This window comes from Caballeronia sp. LZ028, from assembly GCF_031451415.1.
GTDB classification, from domain to species: domain Bacteria; phylum Pseudomonadota; class Gammaproteobacteria; order Burkholderiales; family Burkholderiaceae; genus Caballeronia; species Caballeronia zhejiangensis.
The window spans coordinates 43,886-62,726 of sequence record NZ_JARUXN010000004.1 but is presented as its reverse complement, the minus strand read 5'-3'; the positions used below and the strand labels follow the sequence as shown (position 1 = coordinate 62,726).

Below are 18,841 nucleotides of genomic sequence, written 5' to 3'. Positions count from 1 at the left end.
CTCAGGCCGCGACGGCGGTCCAGTCGAGTACGACCTTGCCGCTGTTGCCGGAAAGCATCGTGTCGAATGCGCGCTGATAGTCGTCGACGGGAAACGTGTGCGTGAGGATCGGGGAGAGATCGAGGCCGCTTTGCAGCATCGCGACCATCTTGTACCAGGTCTCGAACATCTCGCGTCCGTAGATGCCCTTGATTTCGAGTCCCTTGAAAATCACCTGATTCCAGTCGATGGCGGTCTGCGCCGGCGGAATGCCGAGCAGTGCGACCTTGCCGCCGTGATTCATCGATTCGAGCATCGCCGTGAATGCGCTCGGCACGCCGGACATTTCCAGGCCCACGTCGAATCCTTCGGTCATGCCGAGTTCGCTCATCACGTCGCGCAGGTTTTCGTTCGCCACGTTGACCGCGCGCGTCGCGCCCATCTTGCGGGCAAGTTCGAGCCGATAGTCGTTCACGTCGGTGATGACGACGTTGCGCGCGCCGACGTGCCGCGCGATCGCCGCAGCCATCACGCCGATCGGCCCGGCGCCGGTAATCAGCACATCCTCGCCGACGAGATTGAATGAAAGGGCGGTGTGCGTCGCGTTGCCGAACGGATCGAAGATCGCAGCGAGATCGTCGGAAATGTCAGGCGGAATCTTGAACGCGTTGAACGCCGGGATCACGAGAAACTCCGCAAATGCGCCTTCACGATTCACGCCCACGCCGACCGTGTTGCGGCACAGGTGACGACGGCCCGCGCGGCAGTTACGACAAAAACCGCATGTGATATGGCCTTCGCCCGACACGCGGTCGCCGATGGCGAAGCCGCGTACTTCCTGTCCCATCTCCACGATCTCGCCGACGTACTCGTGACCGACATGCATCGGCACCGGAATCGTCTTCTGCGCCCATTCGTCCCATTTCCAGATGTGGATGTCGGTGCCGCAGATCGCCGTCTTCCGGATGCGGATAAGAACGTCGTTGTGACCGACTTCGGGTCGCTTCACGCGCGTCAGGGTGAGGCCGGGTGCGCGTTCGAGTTTGGCGAGGGCTTTCATTGCGTTTGATCCTGGCGTTTGGTCTTGATGATGCTGCTTCGAAGGTCGCGGGCCTTTATGCGCATAAAGTCAGCCGATGACGCCGAGGGATCGGCCGACGCGAGCGAACGCATCGACTGCGCGATCGATCTGCTCCGGCGTGTGTGCCGCGCTCATCTGCGTCCGGATGCGCGCGCGTCCTTTCGGCACCACAGGGTAGGAGAAGCCAATCACATAGACGCCTTCGTCGAGCAGCGCATCAGCCATCTTCGACGCGAGTTGAGCGTCGCCCAGCATGACCGGAATGATCGGATGTTCACCGGGGACAAGATCGAAGCCGAGCGCGGACATCGCCTTGCGGAAGTGCGCCCCGTTCTCGCGGACGCGCCGGCGCAACGTCGCGCCTTCGTCGCTTGCGAGCAGTTCAAGCACTTTCAGCGATGCCGCGGCGATGTTCGGTGCCAACGTGTTCGAGAAAAGATACGGCCGGCTGCGCTGACGCAGCAAATCGATGACTTCCTTATGCGCGGCGACATAGCCGCCTGACGCGCCGCCAAGCGCCTTGCCGAGCGTGCCGGTAATGATGTCGACGCGATCGAGCACGCCGCATTGCTCCGGGGTTCCGCGCCCGTTCTCGCCGATGAAGCCGACGGCGTGGGAATCGTCGACCATGACGAGCGCACCGTAACGGTCAGCGAGATCGCAGATGCCGGAAAGGTTGGCGATGATGCCGTCCATCGAAAAAACCCCGTCGGTCGCGATCAGCTTGAAGCGTGCGCCGGCTGCATCGGCTTCCTGAAGACGCGCTTCCAGATCGGCGAGGTCGTTGTTCTTATAGCGCAGACGCCGGGCCTTCGAGAGCCGCACGCCGTCGATGATGCTGGCGTGATTCAGTTCGTCGCTGATGATCGCGTCTTCTTCGGTCAGCAGCGTTTCGAAGAGGCCGCCGTTTGCATCGAAGCAACTCGAATAAAGAATGGCGTCGTCCGTTTCGAGAAAACGCGCGATCGCCTGTTCAAGTTCCTTGTGCACGGTCTGCGTGCCGCAGATGAAACGCACGGACGCCATGCCGAAACCATCGGCGTCCAGTCCGTCCTTCGCGGCCTCGATGAGCCGGCGATCGTCCGCGAGACCCAGGTAGTTGTTCGCGCAGAAGTTAAGCACCGCCGCGCCGTTCGCGAGCCGAATGTCCGACGACTGCGGACTCGCGATGACGCGCTCCGTCTTGTAGAACCCCGCAGCGCGAATTTCGTCGAGCGTCGAACGCAAATGGGAGAGATATCGGTCTTTCATCGCAATCCTTGTTCTGGGCCTGCCAATGCAATCCGCGCCTCGTGACTCGCGCGCGCCGTCCTTAGCCCTGTTATAGTGCATCCATCGCATCGGACATGTTCGATATTTCGAACGCATTTCCGATATGCCGAACACTTTACGGGATTGGTCGATTCATGGCAAGCACGGGTTCAGAGGGAAAAGCAGGCGATCTCGCGGGCGCAGGCGCAACACCGCCGCGCGTCGGAGAGATCATTCAACGCTTGCGCAGCGAACGGAAGCTGACCCTCGACGATCTGTCGCGCGCGGCCGGCGTGTCAAAGTCGATGCTGTCGGAGATCGAGCGCGACAAGGCAAATCCGACGATCGCCGTCGCGTGGCGACTGACCAATGCGCTCGGCATCAGCCTCGACCAATTGTTCGCGCAGCAAAGGCCCGCCGAAGCGATCCGCGTTTCGGGGCTGCATGAAATACCGACCCTGAGTGGGGACAACGGCGGCTATCAGTTGCGCGTGTGGGGACCGATTGAACTCGCCGGCAAGTTCGAGTGGTACGAACTTACGCTGCAATCGGGCGCCGCGCTCACGTCGAACGCGCACGAACCGGGAACGCGCGAGCATCTCACAGTGCTGAACGGTTCCGTTGAGGTCGATGCGTCGGGTGCGACGCGTCGTCTGAAGGCGGGGGAAACCGCGCGGTATGCCGCGGACGAGGCGCACGCGATCCGGAATGTCGGGCGCGCGGAGGCCAAGGCGTTGCTCGTCGTCATCCACGGCTGATGCGTTGAGCGTCCGGAACTTTTTGCGCATAAAGTCGGCGCGCCGCCGTGCGCCCGCCAATAAAAAACGGGACGCATCGAGCACGTCCCGCTCAAAGCGGCGCCGGAGTCGCGGCGCCGGTTGGCCCGTCTTACGGGTTCTTTTTCACGCTGTCCTTCAGATCCTCGCGTGCATCGCCCACGCCTTTCTGGACCTTGCCGGCTGCTTGCTGCATGTCGCCCTTGGCTTCCTGAGCCGTGTCCCCCGTCATTTTGCCGACGCCCTCGTTGATCTTTCCCTTGACCTGCTTGCCAACGCCTTCGGCTTGATCCTTGTTCATGTCAGTTCTCCCGTGGTTTGCAGCGCTGTTGGCCGCGCGGTGCCGTCGAACGAACGCAGAAACTGCCTGCGCGTTCCGCTCAGGAGTTTCCCAAGCACGGTTGAACGATGCGCTTTGTCGGCAGGCGCGCATAGCCGCGCATGTCTGAAACGCACGTAGGCGGAATCGCACATACACCCGGTTCGACTCGCGCGACGCTATTTTCATTGCAACAAGTACTGTATATTTGTACAGTACAATAAGACCGGCCGGAAGGGGTGGATCATGGAGTCGAATGGTGAAAACCTGAGCAGAAGGCAGTTCGCCCGCGCGGTGCATGACCTCGAGCGCATCACGCGTCAGATCGCGGGGCGTTACATCGATAAAGGAGTGCCGCTGACTTGGCGGCTGTTGCATGCCATCGAGGCGGAGGCCGTCGCGGACCTCGGATTCGCGGGACGACACGAAGCCGCCTTGCGCGAGCTGTTCGCGCGTCCCGATCACTTTCATTTCCCCGAAACCGATGACGTCGTCGACGTTGCATCCTCGGATGCCTTGCCCGCCGTTTTCGCCTTCGCCGTAGACGCCTACGAGCGCGCATCGCGACAGAATCGGCCGCGAGCAGTCAGCGCTGCGCATTGACGCATCCCGCGGCACGCGACTGAACCCGCGTGCCCCGGTTCATGTCATCGCGCAGCGGATCGTTTCACGGCGCGAACTCCGCCGCGATGTCCGCATCCGAACGCGATTCGAGCTTGCCGTCCCGGCACGCAACGCGAAACACCTCGTAGTCCTTTTCCACCTGATCCGCGTAGGCGCGACCGTAGCGCACTAGAACTTCGGCCATTCGATCGCTGTTGCCCAGGTAGCCCGAGATTTCCGGCGCGCATCCGCCGGACTTCGCGTGCGCGCGGGCAAGCGCCCAGCCGCAAAGCACGGCGTATTCGCGAAAGACGTCGTCGCTGAAAGTATCGAGTTCTGCGGAAATTTTCATGTCGCGTAACTGGCGGATGTAGAGCGTGCGCCCGAGCGGTCCGGTCGCCCAGCCGAGAAACGGGTCCGTGGCGGCCTGCATCAGACGTTGTCCGTGAACGACGCGGTGCCCGTCGTGTTTGATATCGTCGGCGTGCTTCGCATGTTTCGTGAATCTCGCGACGACCGACGTCGATGCCTCCTTTATCTGCAGGAAAAGCGGCTTGTCGTGATGATCCGTGAGCAGCAAAACGAGGCAGCGCGTGCCGACGCTGCCCACGCCGACCACCTTGAACGCGACATCCTGCAGGCTGAATTGCGACAGCAATCTCGCGCGCTCCGGCGTAAGCGTCGCGACATAATCGCGCACGAGCGTCGCGAGCGCATCTTCACGACTGGCTTTGAGCGTCATCCAGCCGTCGTTCTTATCGATCAGCGTGCTCTTGCCGTGGATGTGAAACACGGCAGGCGGCGCATCGCGAATGCGCCACGTGTCGCCGGTTCGGTCGGCGAGTTTCGGCAGCATCGTTTCGTGCGTGCGGCGCGAAGCCCGTTCGATGCCGCGCTTGATGCGCCGCCGCGCGTCTTCGCTCTGCACGGCCTGGTACATGCGATCGAAGGTGATGCGCTCGTACCAGAGATCGAGCACGCTCATTTCAGCGTACTCGCGCAGATGCGTCTGATAACTGCGCGCGGCGACAAACGCGAACTCGTCCGCAGCCAGATCGCCGTGGCCGAGATGCCGGCCGGCGATCGTGAAGCTCGCGACCAACCGTTTCAAATCCCATTCCCACGGACCGGGCGCGGTTTCGTCGAAGTCGTTGAGATCGAAAATGAGCGCGCGCTCCGGCGTTGCGAAGCCGCCAAAGTTGGAAAGATGACAGTCGCCGCAGATCTGAATGGCGATGCCGCTGTCCGGTGTGCCGGCCAGGTCGTGCGCCTGAAGGATCGCGCTGCCGCGATAAAACGTGAACGGCGAAACGAGCATGCGGCCGTAACGCAAGGGAATCAGCGCATCGACGCGGCCTTTGCTGCTTGTCCGCAAAAGCTCGATGGGATCGCGATCGACATCGCCGATCGCCTCTTGCGCGGCCCGCGGTGTGCGTTCGCGCCTGGCGCGTCCATTCGCGCGACGTTCCTGCCAGGATTGCTGGGGCATCGCTCGCTCCTTTTTGCTCTTGTGTTCGTGGATGGAAGGAAGCCGTATAGACGACAGTAGTCGACGAAACGCACGCCCGCCAAGACAGTTATCGACACTTTGGCGGACACACGCGCTTGACGTCGCGCGCCCGAAGCCCGACCCTGTGCGCAGTGCAATACAGCGCGCAACGCGCCTTCGAACAATATGCCGAACACTTCCGATCTCTTCGACCAACAGCGCGCCGACTGGCAGGCCGATCCGCACGCCGCGTTCGATGCATGGCTCGCCCAGCAATCGTTCAGGGCGTCATCGGCCGATGTGTATCGCGCGCAATGGGGAAATTTTCTCGAGTGGCTGGCCACCAAACGCGCGACGCTGCATACGGTGCAACGTCCGATCATCGAACAGTTCGTCGCGCAACTGGACATCCGACGCCCGCAGCGCATGCGGTATCTGCGGCTGATCGAGCGCGTGCTGGATCACGTTCGGGAAGTGGAATCGGCGGCGACGAATCCGGCGCGCTTCATCGCTCAGGACGGCGACGCGGCATGGCGCAAGGCACGCGACAACGAGCCGACGGGCTTTCTCACCCACGATGAGCGCGCGCTGCTCGTCGCGCATCTGTTTTCTCCGATCGGCGCCTTGCCGGCCGGGCAGCGCTGGCGCGAGCGGCGCGACCGGGCGTTGGTCGCCGTCTTTCTCGGCGCAGGCGTGAAAACGGGCGAAGCGGCGCAATTGACCGTCGATTGCTACGCGGCCGGCGCGCCTTATGTGACCGTCGACGCGTCGAATCCGCTGCTGATCCGGCAGGCGCGGCTCGCTCCGTTCGCGGTCGAACTGCTCGACAACTGGATCAGCGAGCGCAAGACGGCTGGCCTTGCAGGCGAATTGCTATTCCCGGCAGCACCGACGGGACGCTCCATGCACAAGGCGACGATGCTGCGCGCGATCGACGCCGTCGTGGCCGCGTCCGGGATAGCGGCATCGCGCGTCGCGCGCGCAAGTCCGCAGACCTTGCGCAACACGTACGCGGCGGAGTTGTTCGAGGATGGCACGGACCCCGATCGCGTCGGCCAGTGGCTCGGATTCCAGCAGACGATCTCGGTTCACCGGCTGCATCGTGCCTGGCAAGAATGGATGGGTGAGCAAATACGGGAGCGTGACATTGCTCACGCGCGCGCCGACGGGGAACGGCACATGTCCGTCGACGATCCCGAAAACCGTCACCTTTAACGCCGGCGCTCACTCGACGCGCGATTACGAGGTGCTGACGCGCGCCGACCGGATAAATTCGTCGACGGCCGCAAGCTTCGATGCCGTGGCCCCGGAGGTGCGCTCGCAGTTCGGGCAGGAAAGCTCGTATTCGTCTTCGTGGCGCTGCAGTTCCGGTTCGCCAGCCTCGCACGCCGGACAGGAAGTTGGCGCGGCGACGTGCGCGTCAATCTGCGTGCCGAGGCGGGCGATCTCGGCGGAAGTGAGGCGCCCCTGCGCCGCCAGCGACGCGATCAACGCGCCGACTTCCGCGCTCGCACCGGATTGAACCCGCCGTGCATCGCGCTCGAGAACTAGCGCATCGATTTCGTCGGACTGCGCCCGCACTTGCGACTCGAGCCGGTCGGCGCGGCTCCGGGCTGCGCTAAGCTGTTGAATGAAATCGAATTCTTTCTGACTCGCTTCGCGTGCGCTGGTCTGATAGGTGGCGGCCATGCCGCGCAGGGAGTCGAGTTCGACGAGCATCGGATGCACCCGCCGTTCGGCCTCCTTGACCGCGTCCTTGATCTGCTGAGCGTAGTGCTCGGTGCTGTGGCGCAGCTCGTTTTGAAGCTCGTCGATGCGGTCGCGCAGCCGTGCCGCAGCGTCCTGCTCCTGCTGCAGACGCGCCGAGAGCGTCTCGTTCTCCTTCTCCCATCGGGCGATGACTTCGCGCAAGCCCGCCTGAGCGTCTGTGCCTTGACTGCGCAGCGTCTTCAATTCGGCTTCCAGCGCCGCGATCTGAGCAGCGCCTGCTTCGGCGCGCGCCTCGGCACGCTGCTGAGCCCGCTCGATCGCCTCGCGACGAATATCGGCATCGCGAGCCTGGGCTTGCGCGGCCTGGATGGCCATGTCCAGACGGGCCTTTTCCTCGTTAAGGGCGGCACGCGCGACCGTTTGAGCCTCGTCATATAAAGCCGCCAGCAGTTCGCCGGCACGTTCCTGCAATGATTCCGGCATCGCCCCAGCGTCGATGCGAACGCGCAACGTCGAACGCAGACCGGCCCAGAACGCCTCGATGTCCTTGGGGATGTCGCTTGCGCTGCCGGTTTGAGTCAGTTCGCGGACAGTCGTAACCGAGGGCCGAACGCCCAGGTCGAAGAAGAGTCGCTTGCAGGCGTGTTGAGAGAGGTCTTGCCGCCGTGCGCCGGTGGCGCGCATCGCTTCGATTTCTTGGCGCAGCGTGTCGCGAGTAGATTGATCCATGGCGAAAATCTAGCAGTTCAACATGATGATCATAACGTTTTACGTGTTGGTCGTTATGTTTTTCGTTCGATCATTGACACCAACGTCGATAACAGCGCATTTAGGCCGTTTTCGACAACTTGGCATGGAACACATGTCCGCCGTCGTGAAACATCCTGAAGATACCCCTGCAAGTCGATGATTTGTCGCGGATTTTAGTCCCATACGCGCCATGGGCGTCTGTTTCACGCAGCTTTTCGTTTTTCTAATTACTGCGTGCAAAACACTGCACCGCTAGAGAGTATTAGAAGTTAACACCTTTGAACCTTGTTAACATCGTTAACACCAGCCAGAACCCTTATCGGATAAGGCTTTGCCGGACGTCAGGTGAGATTGTACGGGAACTATGGTGAAACTCTGCGGGAGCGAACGGTGACGGGCTTCGGGATGATCGGTGAGGTCTCTCGGGAGGAATCGTGAGCGGGTTCGGGGAGGCTCCAAAATGATGGGTGAGCTTATTCGGGGGCACGCGCACGCTAACGCGTTGATTTCTGAGGGCGCCCCCCTGGTCTGTCGGCTTCGTTCGGTGAGAATTTTCGGGAGCATGCGAATCGCACTATTTTGGAGTCGATTCGGGTAAAGCTTACCGATCGGTGAGGGCTTTCAGGGTAATTCCCGAGAGAAAGGTGAGCGTTTTCGGGGGCGAAGGCTGCTTTTCGCTGAAATTTTCATCTGCCGACGCCTGAGGTGAGCTTTTCCGGGAGCGAAATGGAAGATTCACGTTCTCGGTGCAGCCGTAGTCTCTTCTTGGATGGGCTCGCAGGGCCGGTGAGAGCGTCTAAGGTGAGCCTTTCCAGGAGTGTCTGCGCCTGCTTTTTTCAGTCCATCTTCCCTGTCATGCGCCTCGCATGGTGAGGAAATCCGGGATCACGCGCGCTGTACGAGAGCTGTCGCTGCACTAGATGAGAAATCGCGCGCATGAAAAAACATATTAGAAACAAGTGGATAGACCAGGATGGCCTGTCGTTGCGTTTAGCGGAAACACGGTATGGTGAGGGAATGCGGGAGCTACGAGCGTCGGTGCGGGATAGTGCCAAGAAACCGTCGGTGAGGATTTACGGGAGCCACCTTCTTCACGTTTTGTGCCGAAAGCGAGATAAGTGCCTGGGAGAGCACCATTTTTGAGCGACGACGGAAAAAAGGTGAGGCTTTGCAGGACGCAGCAGGGTGAGCATTTGCGGGACAGGCGATATGACGTGCAGCAGGTCAAAAGTGATAGTTTTCGGGGGCCATAGGCGGCGCGAAGCCCGTAGAACGGGGCTGAACGGGGGCGATCGGGTTGAAGAAAACTCGATGAGGTGAGACTTTTCGGGACCTGTCGATGCCGATCTTTTGAAGTGAGTGCGCGCCGTTATAACTTTGCACCGCACCGATGCGCGGCCGAAGCGGAGAAGGACGGACTTTCGGCTGTCTCTGCCGCGCCACACGTCGTTCAACGAGCCGAAAAATTTTTAAGGTGAGCCTATTCGGGAGACTGCTTGAGCTCCCGGATGGCGCCGAAAAACCGTCGCAATCCGTTTACCCGCGTGGACACTACAGCTAAAAGATACCCTCGATCGGTGAGCGGTGAGTGTTTTCGGGAGCGCACCGCAGTGAGCCGTGGTGTCTGTCTGGCAATCACCCCTGTGTGGTGAGGGTGTCCCTATAGACGGGCTTCACCCCAATCGGTATCCTTGCTCGCAATATCGATCTTGACCATTTCATGGCCACCAAGCGCGCAAAGAAAACCGATGTCGTCAGCCCCAGTTCGGCGGAACTGCGCAAGGCAGTCGAGGCCATTGCGATTCAGCCGAAAAGCGGCAAGATCACGCTGCTCACCAGAAAGTTGTTCAATGTGCTGCTAGCCGTTGCTCAACAAGCCGACGACTCCGGTGACACGTATCGCGCGCTGCTGTCGGATATCGTCGCAAATTCGGCGTTCGACTCGAACGACACTGCGCTCGTGAAGGAGCATTTGCGTCGCATGGTGTCGGTGCAGGTCGAATGGAGCACCGGCACATCGAGTCAGAAGCCGGGTCGCAAGTGGGGCATCTCGACGCTGATCGCCGATGCCGAAATCCTCGAAGATCCGACGACGCGCCGCGTCTGGGTCGAATTTTCATTCGCGCCGAAAATCAAAAAGAAGCTGCTGGATCCTGTGCAGTATGCGCGCCTGAGCCTGCAATTCCAGAGTCAGTTGCGCAGCAGCGCCGGCCTCGCACTCTATGAAATTTGCGTTCGCTATCTCACGAATCCCAGCCATCTGACGATGCGCGAGACGTGGGAATGGTGGCGGCCTATTCTTTCAGGAACGCCCGATACCGAAGCCGGCGACGAAGCCAAGCGCGAATACAAATACTTCAAACGCGATTATCTGCGGCCCGCAATCGCCGAGGTGAATGCGGTGACCAATATCTTCGTCGAACTGGTGGAACACCGCGAAGGGCGCCGCGTGGCTGAGATTCAGTTCCGCGTGACCGAACAAAAGCAGCCGATGCTCGCGCTGGACGAACATCCGAACGTCTTCGACAGCACGTTGGTGGATCGGATGGTGAAGATTGGCATTCCGCTCAAGGACGCGCAGACGCTGTATGCCGACAGCGAGGAAAACCGCATCCGCGCGGCGTTGCAGATGACCGAACAGCGCATGCGCAGCACGACTTTGCCGCCGGTTCGCAGCGGCGCGGCGCTTTTCAAGGACGCGCTCAAAAAGGGCTACGCGCCACCGGTAGAAGCGCTGCCTCCGGCAACGAGCGGTACGGCCTCCCGCACGCCGGCTGCCGCCGACGATCTCAAAGCCCGCTTGTTGAGCGAATTCTCGGCGTACCGCCGCAAGGAAGCGCGCGTGCTGTACGACGAGCAAGGTGAGGAAGAACGGGAGGTCGCGCGTCAATCCTTCGAGGAGGACGTTTTGCCGGGGCTCGGTGCCCACATGCGCGACGACTGGCGCAAGCGCGGACTGGATTCGAAGCTGGCGGAAACATCCTTCTTCGACTGGCTGGCGCGAAAGACGTGGGGCGAGCCGACCGATGGCGACTTGCTGGCATTTACGCTCAGTCAATCGCGCTAAAGTCTCCGCGCGCAACCGAAAACGTCCAATTCGAAAATGGCCGCCGGTCCATGATCTCGGCGGCCATCGTGTGCATTTACTTCTTGGTCTCGACAGGCTGAAGCATCAGTTCGATCTGATGCAGTAGCTCATCGCGCTTCTCGCGCGACAAGCCTCGCAAACGCAACTCGAGACGATCTTCGCCGTATGACTTCAGATCGCCGACTGCGACGCCCTCCAGCTTGATTTCGAGGCGCTGCGCATAGCGTTGCCGACCAGGCGTCTTCGGCGCTTCCTGAGCGTTCGCGCGGCCCTTGACGATATCGGCGACCTGCCGCGTGCTCAGGTCATCCGACGTGATCTTGTTGATCAGCCGCAGCGTGGCGTCGGTGCCGCGCGCGGCGTGATAGCGCACGATCTGATAGGCCATGTTCGAGCCGAATCGGTCCGGCCGCGCAACCATCTCGTGCATGACGTTCTCAGGAAGCTTCGCGATCGACAAAGCGACGGCGATCGTCGATTCGTCCAGCCCGAGGTGATCCGCCAGTTCGCGCTGGCTCTGGAAATGCTGTTCGTCGAGAAAGCGTCGCCAGACCACGGCGTTGTCGAAAACAGTCTGCGAGTCGCGCTGAACGTTCAGGTCATAACCGAGCTTGTAGCTCTGAATGCCGATCGGCAGATCGACGACCACTGCCTTCACGGTTTCCTTGTTTGCCTCTTTCAGTGCTCGCACGCGCCGACCGCCATCGCTGACGAAGAACGTTCCCGGATGCTCGTAATCGGGAATGACGTGAATCGCCTGTTGCTGGCCCTGCTTCGCCAGATTGACGGCCAATTCCGCGATTGACGTCTTCAGATAGAAATGGCGCGGGTTGAACGGGCTGGGCTTGATCGACTTGAGCGGCAACTCGATTATCTGTCCGGCCGTGTAGCGGTTTGCACGGCGCCACGCACGATATTCATCGGACTCAGGTCCGGCGTTGATGTCGCCCGGCTCGTCGGCCACGAAGGCGCTCGATCGGCCGTTCGCGGCGGCCTGCCCCACATGTTGAATGTCGACGATGCCATCGATCGCATTCAGGCGATCCAGCGCAGTGCGCTTCTCGCTGCTCGTCGTGTCGGGCCGAGCCTTGAAGCCCTTGGCAAATTGGGACGGTTTCATTCAGGGTCCTTTATGCGCATAAAGTCAGGAGAGCATGTCGAGGATCTCGTCCGCGACCGAGCGGATTTCCGCCGCTGCGAGGCGCGAGCCGCGATCGCTCATTTGAAGCACGGTCTGTCCAAGCGCCATGGCCTGCTTGTAACACTCGCGCGTTGGGATCTGCGTTTTCAATAAGGGAAAGCCGAGCTCTTCGAGCGCAACCTTGAGTTCGCGCGTGAGCATGCGCTTTTCTTCGGTCTTGTTGAGCAGAAAGACGGCGCGCAGATCTTCGTTCATCACCTGCGCTTGCTGAACGAGCTTGACAAGGCCGACGCTCGACCAATAGTCCGCCGGCGATGACGAAGTCGGAATCACCGCGACGCTCGCCGCCAGCAACACGACGCCAGATACCTTCTCGGTGATCGACGGCGGGCAATCCACGACGATGACGTCGTAGTCGTTGACGAACTTCTTGATTTCCCGATGAATCTGCCCGCCGGCCTCGGAGAGATTGACGACTGGAAACGGGATGCCGCTTGCGTCATCCGATGCGGCGCTTGACCAATGGATCAGCGTGTTCTGACCATCGGCGTCGACTACGAGCACACGCTTCTTCTTTTCGTGAAAGGCCGCACCGAGATGCATCGCAATCGTGCTTTTGCCGACGCCGCCCTTTTGTTGCGTGATCGCTATGATTTCCGCCGCCACGTTCCACTCCGTATTTTGAAGTCCGTTGAATTCTACATTGTCGTTGTTGTTTTTCCAGTGATATTCCGCAACAACTGACTCGCGTTAGCCGTTCGGCCGAGGTTTATGCGCATAAAGTCCTTGTCCGGCCGGCGGCCGGCGTCGGACGTGCCCGACTTTATGCGCATAAAGCCGCCGCCATCCTATGGCGAGGCGGGTCTTACAAGCACCGCCGCCTCGCCTTTATGCGCATAAAGTCGCACTCCCTCGGTGGCCTGGACGCCAGTCATCACCTGCAAAACGAAATCGCCTATCCTAGGCGCTGACACAACTGCGCCTACGCCGGAGCCTCCATGACTGTTCGCAACCTGGACACCCTGTTCGCGCCGAAGTCGATCGCTGTCGTCGGCGCTTCCTCGCGTGCGGGCAGCGTCGGCGAGATGGTCTGGGCGCGTGTGCAATGCGCTGGCTTCACAGGTTCTCTTTGGCCAGTCAATCCAAAATACGACTCGCTGACCGGCGAAACCGTGTACCGCGACGTCGACGCGTTACCGGAAGCGCCGAACGTTGCCGTGATTTGCACGCGACCGCACACTTGGCCGGACCTCATCGAGCGCCTCGGCCGACGCGGAACGAAAGCCGTCGTGATCGTCGGCGAAGCGAAGCAACGCGGAGAGTCTTCCGCAGCGGACGCCGACGAATGGACCGTTCGTACGCTCGCCGCCGCCCGGCCTTTTCTCGTGCGCGTGATCGGACCTGCCAGTCTCGGCGTCGTCACGCCGGCAATCGGCGCATGTCTCGGCGCCCCCGCATGCAGTGTCAAGTCGGGCGGCGTCGCGTGGGTGTCGGGATCGAACGCGCTGACGAACGGCGTACTGGGATGGGCGCGTGCTCGCGGACTCGGCTTCTCGCGAATCGTCGCGCTCGGGGATGAAGCCGACGTCGATTCCGGCGACATCCTCGATTTCCTTGCAAGCGATGCATCGACGCGTGCGATTCTGCTCGCCATCGAAACGGTTCGGTCGGCGCGCAAATTCATGTCCGCCGCGCGCGCCGCCGCGCGAAACAAACCGGTGCTCGTGCTGCGCACGGGTCGCGATGACCCTTTCGACCGCCTCTACGGCGCGGCCTTCCGCCGTGCCGGACTCGTCCGCGTCGATTCGCTCGATGATCTGCTCGATGAGATTGAGACCTTGGGCATCGGCCGCGTCGCGACAAGCGATGTCGCAACTGTCATCACAAGCGACCGCGGCGTCGCAGCACTTGCCCAGGACGCCTTTGGCGCAGCAGGCGACGACCTCGCGCAATGGCCGATCGCCGCGCGCGACGCCGTCGCCGCCGCGCTGCCTCGCGCTCGCGCGGGCAATCCTCTTCTTCTCGGCGACGACGCCACGCCCGCGGATTTCGGCGCGGCGCTCGAAGCGCTCGCATCGCATCGCGAGACCGGCACAGTGTTCGTCGTGCATGCGCCGACGCATAGCGCGCCCGTCGCCGAAGTCGCCCGCACGTTGATTGCCGAGCGACGTCACGCATATCGCGGATTGCTCGCGTGCTTTTTCGGCTGTGTCGATGCCGCCACGCGCGACGAGTTGCATGCGAACGGCATTCCCGTGCACACGACGCCGCATCGGCTGGCGCGCGGTTTTGCCCGGCTCGTCGATTTCCGGCAGGGCCGCGAACTCTTGATGCAAACGCCCGACGGCCTCCCCGCGAATATTCCCGAAGACATCGACGCCGCGCACAACGAGATTCGCACGGCGCTCGCAAACGGCATCGCCGAATTGAATGGCGAACGTGCGGCGCGCGTATTCGCTCGTTTCGGCATCTCGGTGAAACCGGGGCCGCCCGACTCGCTTACGAGCGATGCCGTCGAAATTCAGACGCGCCTGCTCAACCATCGCGTGTTCGGTCCGGTATTCGAATTCAAGGCCGAAGGCGCGCTCGGCCTTGCCGACGCACTTCACGAGTTTGCGTTGCCGCCGCTCAATCCCGTGCTTTCGCGCGATCTCGTCATGCGCTCGCCGCGTTCGCGCGAACTGCCCGCCGAGTCGCTGCTCAATGCGCTGACGGCGTTATCGCAACTCGTTTGCTATATCGAAGAAATCGTTGCGCTGCGTCTCACGTTGCGCGTGACGCGCGATTCAGTCGCCGTTCACGAACCGCAACTCACGCTCGGCGCGCATCGCAAGCCGCTGGCGATCGTGCCGTATCCACGCTGCCTCGAAGAGACGCTCGACTGGCGCGGCATGCGCGTCACCGTGAGGCCGATTCGTCCCGAAGACGAAGAAGCGCACGCGGCGTTCGTCGCGGCCAATACCGCCGAGGATTTGCGCCTGCGCTTCTTTGGCGCTGTCCGTAACTTCGATCATTCGCAACTCGCGCGCATGACGCAAATCGACTACGACCGCGAAATGGCGCTGATCGTCACGCGAGCGAACGGTGACGGCACGGGCGAGACGCTCGGTGTCGCGCGCGCGATCGCCGATCCGGACAACGAGACCGCGGAATTCGCCGTCGCCGCGCGCTCGGATATGAAGGGCAGGGGATTGGGCTCGCTGCTGCTGTCGCGCATCATCGACTACGCGAGACAGCGCGGCACCCGCTGGATGGTCGGCGAGGCGTTGCGCGAGAACGCCGGCATGATCGCGCTCGCACGCAACACCGGCTTCGAAGTGACGAAGACCGACGACCCGGGCGTCGTCGGTTTCAGGATGCGGCTGTGCGATGCGCCGTCACAGCCGCGCGGCGATTAAGCCGCGAATTTGGCGAGCGCGTCGTCGATCTGGGCGCGCGACAGCGAAAGCTCGTCGAGCAATGCTTCGGCGTACAAACTGCCCGTTTCCTTTTCGAGGCGCGCGATTGTCAACGCGCATCGCGACGTGTCCTTCAACGTCGCGATGAACGGCTTCACCGATTGCCCCGACGTGAACGCATCGAAGAGCGGCACGCGAATGTCGTCGGGCAGCGCGCGCGACGTCCACTGATACGGCTTGCCGTTGTACGTCAGTTGCGGCGGCAGCGTGCGCTCCTTCTTCGCGGCGGGAATCAGGCCGAATGTCCGTGCCGCATCGCCGATCTGCTCGGCCGAAAAAAGCTCGTCGGGCGTGATGTCGAACTGCGCGATATACGTTTCGATCGCCTGCATCGCGGCCGCGCGATCGTCGCGTTTCTTTTGCGCGCGGGCGACAATCTCGCGCAGTTCGTCGGCTTCTTCGGATGTGATCGTGAAGTTCGCCTGTTTTTGCTGCAGTTCGGTGAAGCGGAGGAATTCGGAGTCGGAAAGGAGTTTCGCCATCGGGAATGCGTCGGATTGGATACGGCGGCACGCCATCGCGGCGCGCCGTCTTTTTGAGGGGGCCGCCATTCTAACGCGCGAAGCGTGCGCCATTCAGTCGTGCGTCATCGAAAGCGACGCGGCTGCATTTTTCAGCAAGGACGTGACGTCTTCGATCGACGGCGCCACGTAATCGTCGATGCGCCGCAGGTACGGGCAGGTGAGGGCGGCGATCGCCTGGCCGGACGGCCCGAGCAGCGGATACGTCACGTCCGTCACGCCGAAAGTCTGCTGGCTATCCTTTTGCGAATAGCCCAGTTCGCGAACTTGCCGGTAATCGGCGTCGAGCACGGCGCGATCGACCGCGAGTTCGCCTTTGACCTTCGTATGCTCGGCGAGCATGTGTTCGCGCTGTTCGTCGGTCTGAAACGCGAGCATGACGCGGCCGGAGCCCGTGTCGATCAACCCGACGCGCGAGCCGAGCCGCACTGAAATGCCCCACGTGCCGGGACCGTCCACTTGCGCGATGACGAGCAAATTTCCGCGATCGTAGACGACGAGATGCACGGATTGCTCGGCTGCATCTGCGAATCGCTGCATCGCCGGAAGCGCCTCGGCGATGAGCCGATTCATCGGCGGATGCCGATGCGCGAGCGCATACAGCTTCAGGCTCAACGAATAACGATCGCCTTCGGGCGAGCGCACAACGTACTGCCGCGCGACCAGCCGCTCCAGCATCCGATACATCTCACTCGCGTTGCGCCCGAGCATCTTCGTGATTTCCGCACGCGTGAGGCCCGACTTTTGTTCCGAAAGCAATTCGAGGATATCGAGCCCTTTATCGAGCGCGGGCGCGCGATAACGATCGGCGTCGTTGTCTTCCACGTCCATGTGCTGTCTGAGTTGGTTCATGAATTCGCGCGAGTTTAAGCCTTCCGTCACGGAGCGCGATCCCATTCGCATGCGCCGGCTAGGGAAATCACTGATCGATCCGGGTTGCGTCATTGTTGACTTCGACTGGTGCGTCTATGAATATTACGTTCACTGATGAATCGTTGCATCCACATTTTCCCGCGGCGACTTGCTTTGGACGTTCGGCGCAATCCTCCTTCTGAGATCGACGATGCAAGAAACCACCGACCCGCGCCTGATTCTTCTCAGTCCGGAAGACAACTGCCTGATCGCCGCCGCGCGCCTGCCCGCTGGCGAGACGCTAATGATCGAAGGCGAGTCTGTCACGCTCGCGACGACCATCGAGCTTGCGCACAAGATCGCGCGGCGCGCGTTGTCGAAGGACGAAAAGGTACTGCGTTATGGCGCGATCATCGGCCACGTAAGCGTCGATGTCGCGCGCGGCGAGCATCTGCATACGCACAACCTGGAAAGCGACTACCTGCCCACTTACACGCACGACGCCGCACACGCCTACGTGCAGCACTGAACACTTCCATGGACACTTCCGCACTGCAGGGCTATCTCCGGGCGGATGGCCGCAAAGGCATCCGCAATGTCGTCGCGGTGGCGTATCTCGTCGAATGCGCGCATCACGTTGCGCGCGAGATCGTCGCGCACTTCCGTCCATCGTTCGATGATTTCAATTCCTTCGATCCGCAAGTCGAACCGCCCGTGCATCTGATCGGCTTTCCGGGCTGCTATCCCAATAGCTACGCCGAAAAGATGCTGGAGCGCATCTGCACGCATCCGAACGTCGGTGCGGTGCTGTTCGTGTCGCTCGGCTGCGAGAGCATGAACAAGCACTATCTCGCCGATGTCGTGCGCGCGAGCGGCCGTCCCGCCGCCGTGCTCACGATTCAGGAAAAAGGCGGCACGCGCAGCACGATCCAGAACGGTCTCGACTGGGTGCGCGAGGCGCGCGCGACGCTCGCGGCTCAACAGAAAGTGCCGATGGCGCTCGACGAACTGATCGTCGGGACGATCTGCGGCGGCTCGGACGGCACCAGCGGCATCACGGCGAATCCGGCCGTGGGGCGCGCGTTCGATGCTTTCATCGATCAAGGCGCGTCGTGCATCTTCGAGGAAACGGGCGAGTTGGTCGGCTGCGAATTCCACATGAAACGGCGCGCGGCGCGGGCCGAACTGGGCGATGCCATCGTCGAATGCGTGCAAAAGGCCGCGCGCTATTACACGACGATGGGCCACGGCTCGTTCTCGGTCGGCAACGCGGACGGCGGGCTGACGACGCAGGAAGAGAAATCGCTCGGCGCATATTCGAAGAGCGGGGCGTCGCCGATCGTCGGCATCATCAAGCCGGGCGATATTCCGCCGACCGGCGGTCTCTATCTGCTCGATGTCGTGCCCGATGGCGAGCCGCGCTTCGGCTTTCCGAATATCAGCGACAACGCGGAGATCGGCGAGCTGATTGCGTGCGGCTGCCACGTCATTCTCTTCACGACGGGGCGCGGCTCGGTCGTCGGCTCGGCGATATCGCCCGTCATCAAGGTCTGCGCGAATCCGTCGACGTATCGCAATCTGTCCGGCGACATGGACGTCGACGCGGGCCGCATCCTCGAGGGCCGCGCGACGCTCGACGAGGTGGGCCGCGAGATCGTCGACGTGACCGTTGCGGTGGCGGCGGGCGCGGCGTCGAAGTCGGAGGCGCTCGGGCATCAGGAGTTCATCCTGACTTACAAAACCTTCGAGCCGGTCGGCCCCGCGTGTTTGCCGAGCGCCGCGCGACGCGTTACTGTGGCGGCTTGAGTTTCGCCATCTCTAAA

15 protein-coding genes and 2 pseudogenes are annotated in these 18,841 nt (G+C 61.8%); 7 read left to right on the top strand and 10 right to left on the bottom strand.

Annotation, left to right across the window (positions count from 1 at the left end):
• Position 1: 1 nt before the first annotated feature.
• The gene (tdh, locus tag QCE58_RS23055) at positions 2-1,039 is read right to left on the bottom strand and encodes an L-threonine 3-dehydrogenase (RefSeq protein ID WP_008354214.1); all 1,038 of its coding nucleotides are present in this window, start codon (positions 1,037-1,039) and stop codon (positions 2-4) included.
• 69 nt (positions 1,040-1,108) lie between these two features.
• A complete protein-coding gene (locus tag QCE58_RS23050; protein ID WP_250440837.1) occupies positions 1,109-2,311 on the bottom strand; it encodes a glycine C-acetyltransferase in 1,203 nt (400 codons plus the stop codon).
• A 155-nt stretch (positions 2,312-2,466) separates the two neighbouring features.
• Between QCE58_RS23050 and QCE58_RS23045 the strand changes: the two genes are divergently transcribed.
• The gene (locus tag QCE58_RS23045; protein WP_250521460.1) at positions 2,467-3,069 is read left to right on the top strand and encodes a helix-turn-helix domain-containing protein; all 603 of its coding nucleotides are present in this window, start codon (positions 2,467-2,469) and stop codon (positions 3,067-3,069) included.
• 130 nt (positions 3,070-3,199) lie between these two features.
• Here the strand turns inward: QCE58_RS23045 and QCE58_RS23040 are convergent, their stop codons facing one another.
• Positions 3,200-3,388 (bottom strand): CsbD family protein, encoded by a 189-nt coding sequence (locus tag QCE58_RS23040; RefSeq protein WP_008354211.1) that lies wholly within the window; start codon positions 3,386-3,388, stop codon positions 3,200-3,202.
• A gap of 264 nt (positions 3,389-3,652) precedes the next feature.
• Here QCE58_RS23040 and QCE58_RS23035 point away from each other — a divergent pair, with 264 nt between their 5' ends.
• Positions 3,653-4,009, top strand: coding sequence for a DUF2471 family protein (locus QCE58_RS23035; RefSeq protein WP_175982362.1), 357 nt, complete (start codon positions 3,653-3,655; stop codon positions 4,007-4,009).
• Positions 4,010-4,073: 64 nt separating this feature from the next.
• Here the strand turns inward: QCE58_RS23035 and QCE58_RS23030 are convergent, their stop codons facing one another.
• On the bottom strand, positions 4,074-5,498 hold the full coding sequence (locus QCE58_RS23030; RefSeq protein WP_250521461.1) for a DUF2252 domain-containing protein: 1,425 nt from the start codon (positions 5,496-5,498) through the stop codon (positions 4,074-4,076).
• A gap of 186 nt (positions 5,499-5,684) precedes the next feature.
• On the opposite strand from QCE58_RS23030, the gene QCE58_RS23025 reads away from it, so the two are divergent.
• Positions 5,685-6,713 (top strand): tyrosine-type recombinase/integrase, encoded by a 1,029-nt coding sequence (locus QCE58_RS23025; RefSeq protein WP_250521462.1) that lies wholly within the window; start codon positions 5,685-5,687, stop codon positions 6,711-6,713.
• A gap of 24 nt (positions 6,714-6,737) precedes the next feature.
• Here the strand turns inward: QCE58_RS23025 and QCE58_RS23020 are convergent, their stop codons facing one another.
• On the bottom strand, positions 6,738-7,937 hold the full coding sequence (locus QCE58_RS23020; RefSeq protein WP_250503199.1) for a DNA-binding protein: 1,200 nt from the start codon (positions 7,935-7,937) through the stop codon (positions 6,738-6,740).
• Positions 7,938-9,678: 1,741 nt separating this feature from the next.
• On the opposite strand from QCE58_RS23020, the gene QCE58_RS23015 reads away from it, so the two are divergent.
• Positions 9,679-11,025 (top strand): replication initiation protein, encoded by a 1,347-nt coding sequence (locus QCE58_RS23015; RefSeq protein ID WP_008354205.1) that lies wholly within the window; start codon positions 9,679-9,681, stop codon positions 11,023-11,025.
• A gap of 76 nt (positions 11,026-11,101) precedes the next feature.
• On the opposite strand, the pseudogene QCE58_RS23010 reads toward QCE58_RS23015, so the two are convergent.
• From QCE58_RS23010 to parA, 3 genes and pseudogenes are all read right to left on the bottom strand, one after another.
• A pseudogene (locus QCE58_RS23010) lies at positions 11,102-11,983 on the bottom strand (ParB/RepB/Spo0J family partition protein); the annotation flags it as partial.
• A gap of 77 nt (positions 11,984-12,060) precedes the next feature.
• A pseudogene (locus tag QCE58_RS34145) lies at positions 12,061-12,166 on the bottom strand (chromosome partitioning protein ParB); the annotation flags it as partial.
• A 24-nt stretch (positions 12,167-12,190) separates the two neighbouring features.
• Entirely contained in the window at positions 12,191-12,853 is a 663-nt protein-coding gene (gene parA, locus QCE58_RS23005) for a ParA family partition ATPase (protein WP_250440844.1), read from the bottom strand.
• Between the two features lie 332 nt (positions 12,854-13,185).
• On the opposite strand from parA, the gene QCE58_RS23000 reads away from it, so the two are divergent.
• A complete protein-coding gene (locus tag QCE58_RS23000; protein ID WP_250521464.1) occupies positions 13,186-15,585 on the top strand; it encodes a GNAT family N-acetyltransferase in 2,400 nt (799 codons plus the stop codon).
• On the opposite strand, the gene QCE58_RS22995 is transcribed toward QCE58_RS23000, so the two are convergent.
• Complete coding sequence (locus QCE58_RS22995; RefSeq protein WP_008354201.1) at positions 15,582-16,127, bottom strand: hypothetical protein; 546 nt, start codon at positions 16,125-16,127, stop codon at positions 15,582-15,584. The two genes, QCE58_RS23000 and QCE58_RS22995, sit on opposite strands and share 4 nt — an antisense overlap.
• 93 nt (positions 16,128-16,220) lie before the next feature.
• The gene (locus QCE58_RS22990) at positions 16,221-17,018 is read right to left on the bottom strand and encodes an IclR family transcriptional regulator (RefSeq protein WP_372492614.1); all 798 of its coding nucleotides are present in this window, start codon (positions 17,016-17,018) and stop codon (positions 16,221-16,223) included.
• A gap of 211 nt (positions 17,019-17,229) precedes the next feature.
• Between QCE58_RS22990 and QCE58_RS22985 the strand changes: the two genes are divergently transcribed.
• Together QCE58_RS22985 and QCE58_RS22980 are read left to right on the top strand one after the other, a co-directional pair.
• A complete protein-coding gene (locus tag QCE58_RS22985) occupies positions 17,230-17,547 on the top strand; it encodes a UxaA family hydrolase (RefSeq protein WP_250436304.1) in 318 nt (105 codons plus the stop codon).
• Positions 17,548-17,555: 8 nt separating this feature from the next.
• On the top strand, positions 17,556-18,824 hold the full coding sequence (locus QCE58_RS22980) for a UxaA family hydrolase (protein WP_250521465.1): 1,269 nt from the start codon (positions 17,556-17,558) through the stop codon (positions 18,822-18,824).
• Positions 18,825-18,841 lie beyond the last annotated feature (17 nt).

Coding starts and splice junctions, on each gene's coding strand:
- QCE58_RS23050 (WP_250440837.1), bottom strand. CDS start 2,311: ATGAAAGACCGATATCTCTCCCATTTGCGTTCGACGCTCGACGAAATT.
- QCE58_RS22985 (WP_250436304.1), top strand. CDS start 17,230: ATGCAAGAAACCACCGACCCGCGCCTGATTCTTCTCAGTCCGGAAGAC.
- QCE58_RS23045 (WP_250521460.1), top strand. CDS start 2,467: ATGGCAAGCACGGGTTCAGAGGGAAAAGCAGGCGATCTCGCGGGCGCA.
- QCE58_RS23000 (WP_250521464.1), top strand. CDS start 13,186: ATGACTGTTCGCAACCTGGACACCCTGTTCGCGCCGAAGTCGATCGCT.
- QCE58_RS23025 (WP_250521462.1), top strand. CDS start 5,685: ATGCCGAACACTTCCGATCTCTTCGACCAACAGCGCGCCGACTGGCAG.
- QCE58_RS22995 (WP_008354201.1), bottom strand. CDS start 16,127: ATGGCGAAACTCCTTTCCGACTCCGAATTCCTCCGCTTCACCGAACTG.
- QCE58_RS23020 (WP_250503199.1), bottom strand. CDS start 7,937: ATGGATCAATCTACTCGCGACACGCTGCGCCAAGAAATCGAAGCGATG.
- QCE58_RS22980 (WP_250521465.1), top strand. CDS start 17,556: ATGGACACTTCCGCACTGCAGGGCTATCTCCGGGCGGATGGCCGCAAA.
- QCE58_RS23040 (WP_008354211.1), bottom strand. CDS start 3,388: ATGAACAAGGATCAAGCCGAAGGCGTTGGCAAGCAGGTCAAGGGAAAG.
- tdh (WP_008354214.1), bottom strand. CDS start 1,039: ATGAAAGCCCTCGCCAAACTCGAACGCGCACCCGGCCTCACCCTGACG.
- QCE58_RS23035 (WP_175982362.1), top strand. CDS start 3,653: ATGGAGTCGAATGGTGAAAACCTGAGCAGAAGGCAGTTCGCCCGCGCG.
- QCE58_RS23015 (WP_008354205.1), top strand. CDS start 9,679: ATGGCCACCAAGCGCGCAAAGAAAACCGATGTCGTCAGCCCCAGTTCG.
- QCE58_RS23030 (WP_250521461.1), bottom strand. CDS start 5,498: ATGCCCCAGCAATCCTGGCAGGAACGTCGCGCGAATGGACGCGCCAGG.
- QCE58_RS22990 (WP_372492614.1), bottom strand. CDS start 17,018: ATGAACCAACTCAGACAGCACATGGACGTGGAAGACAACGACGCCGAT.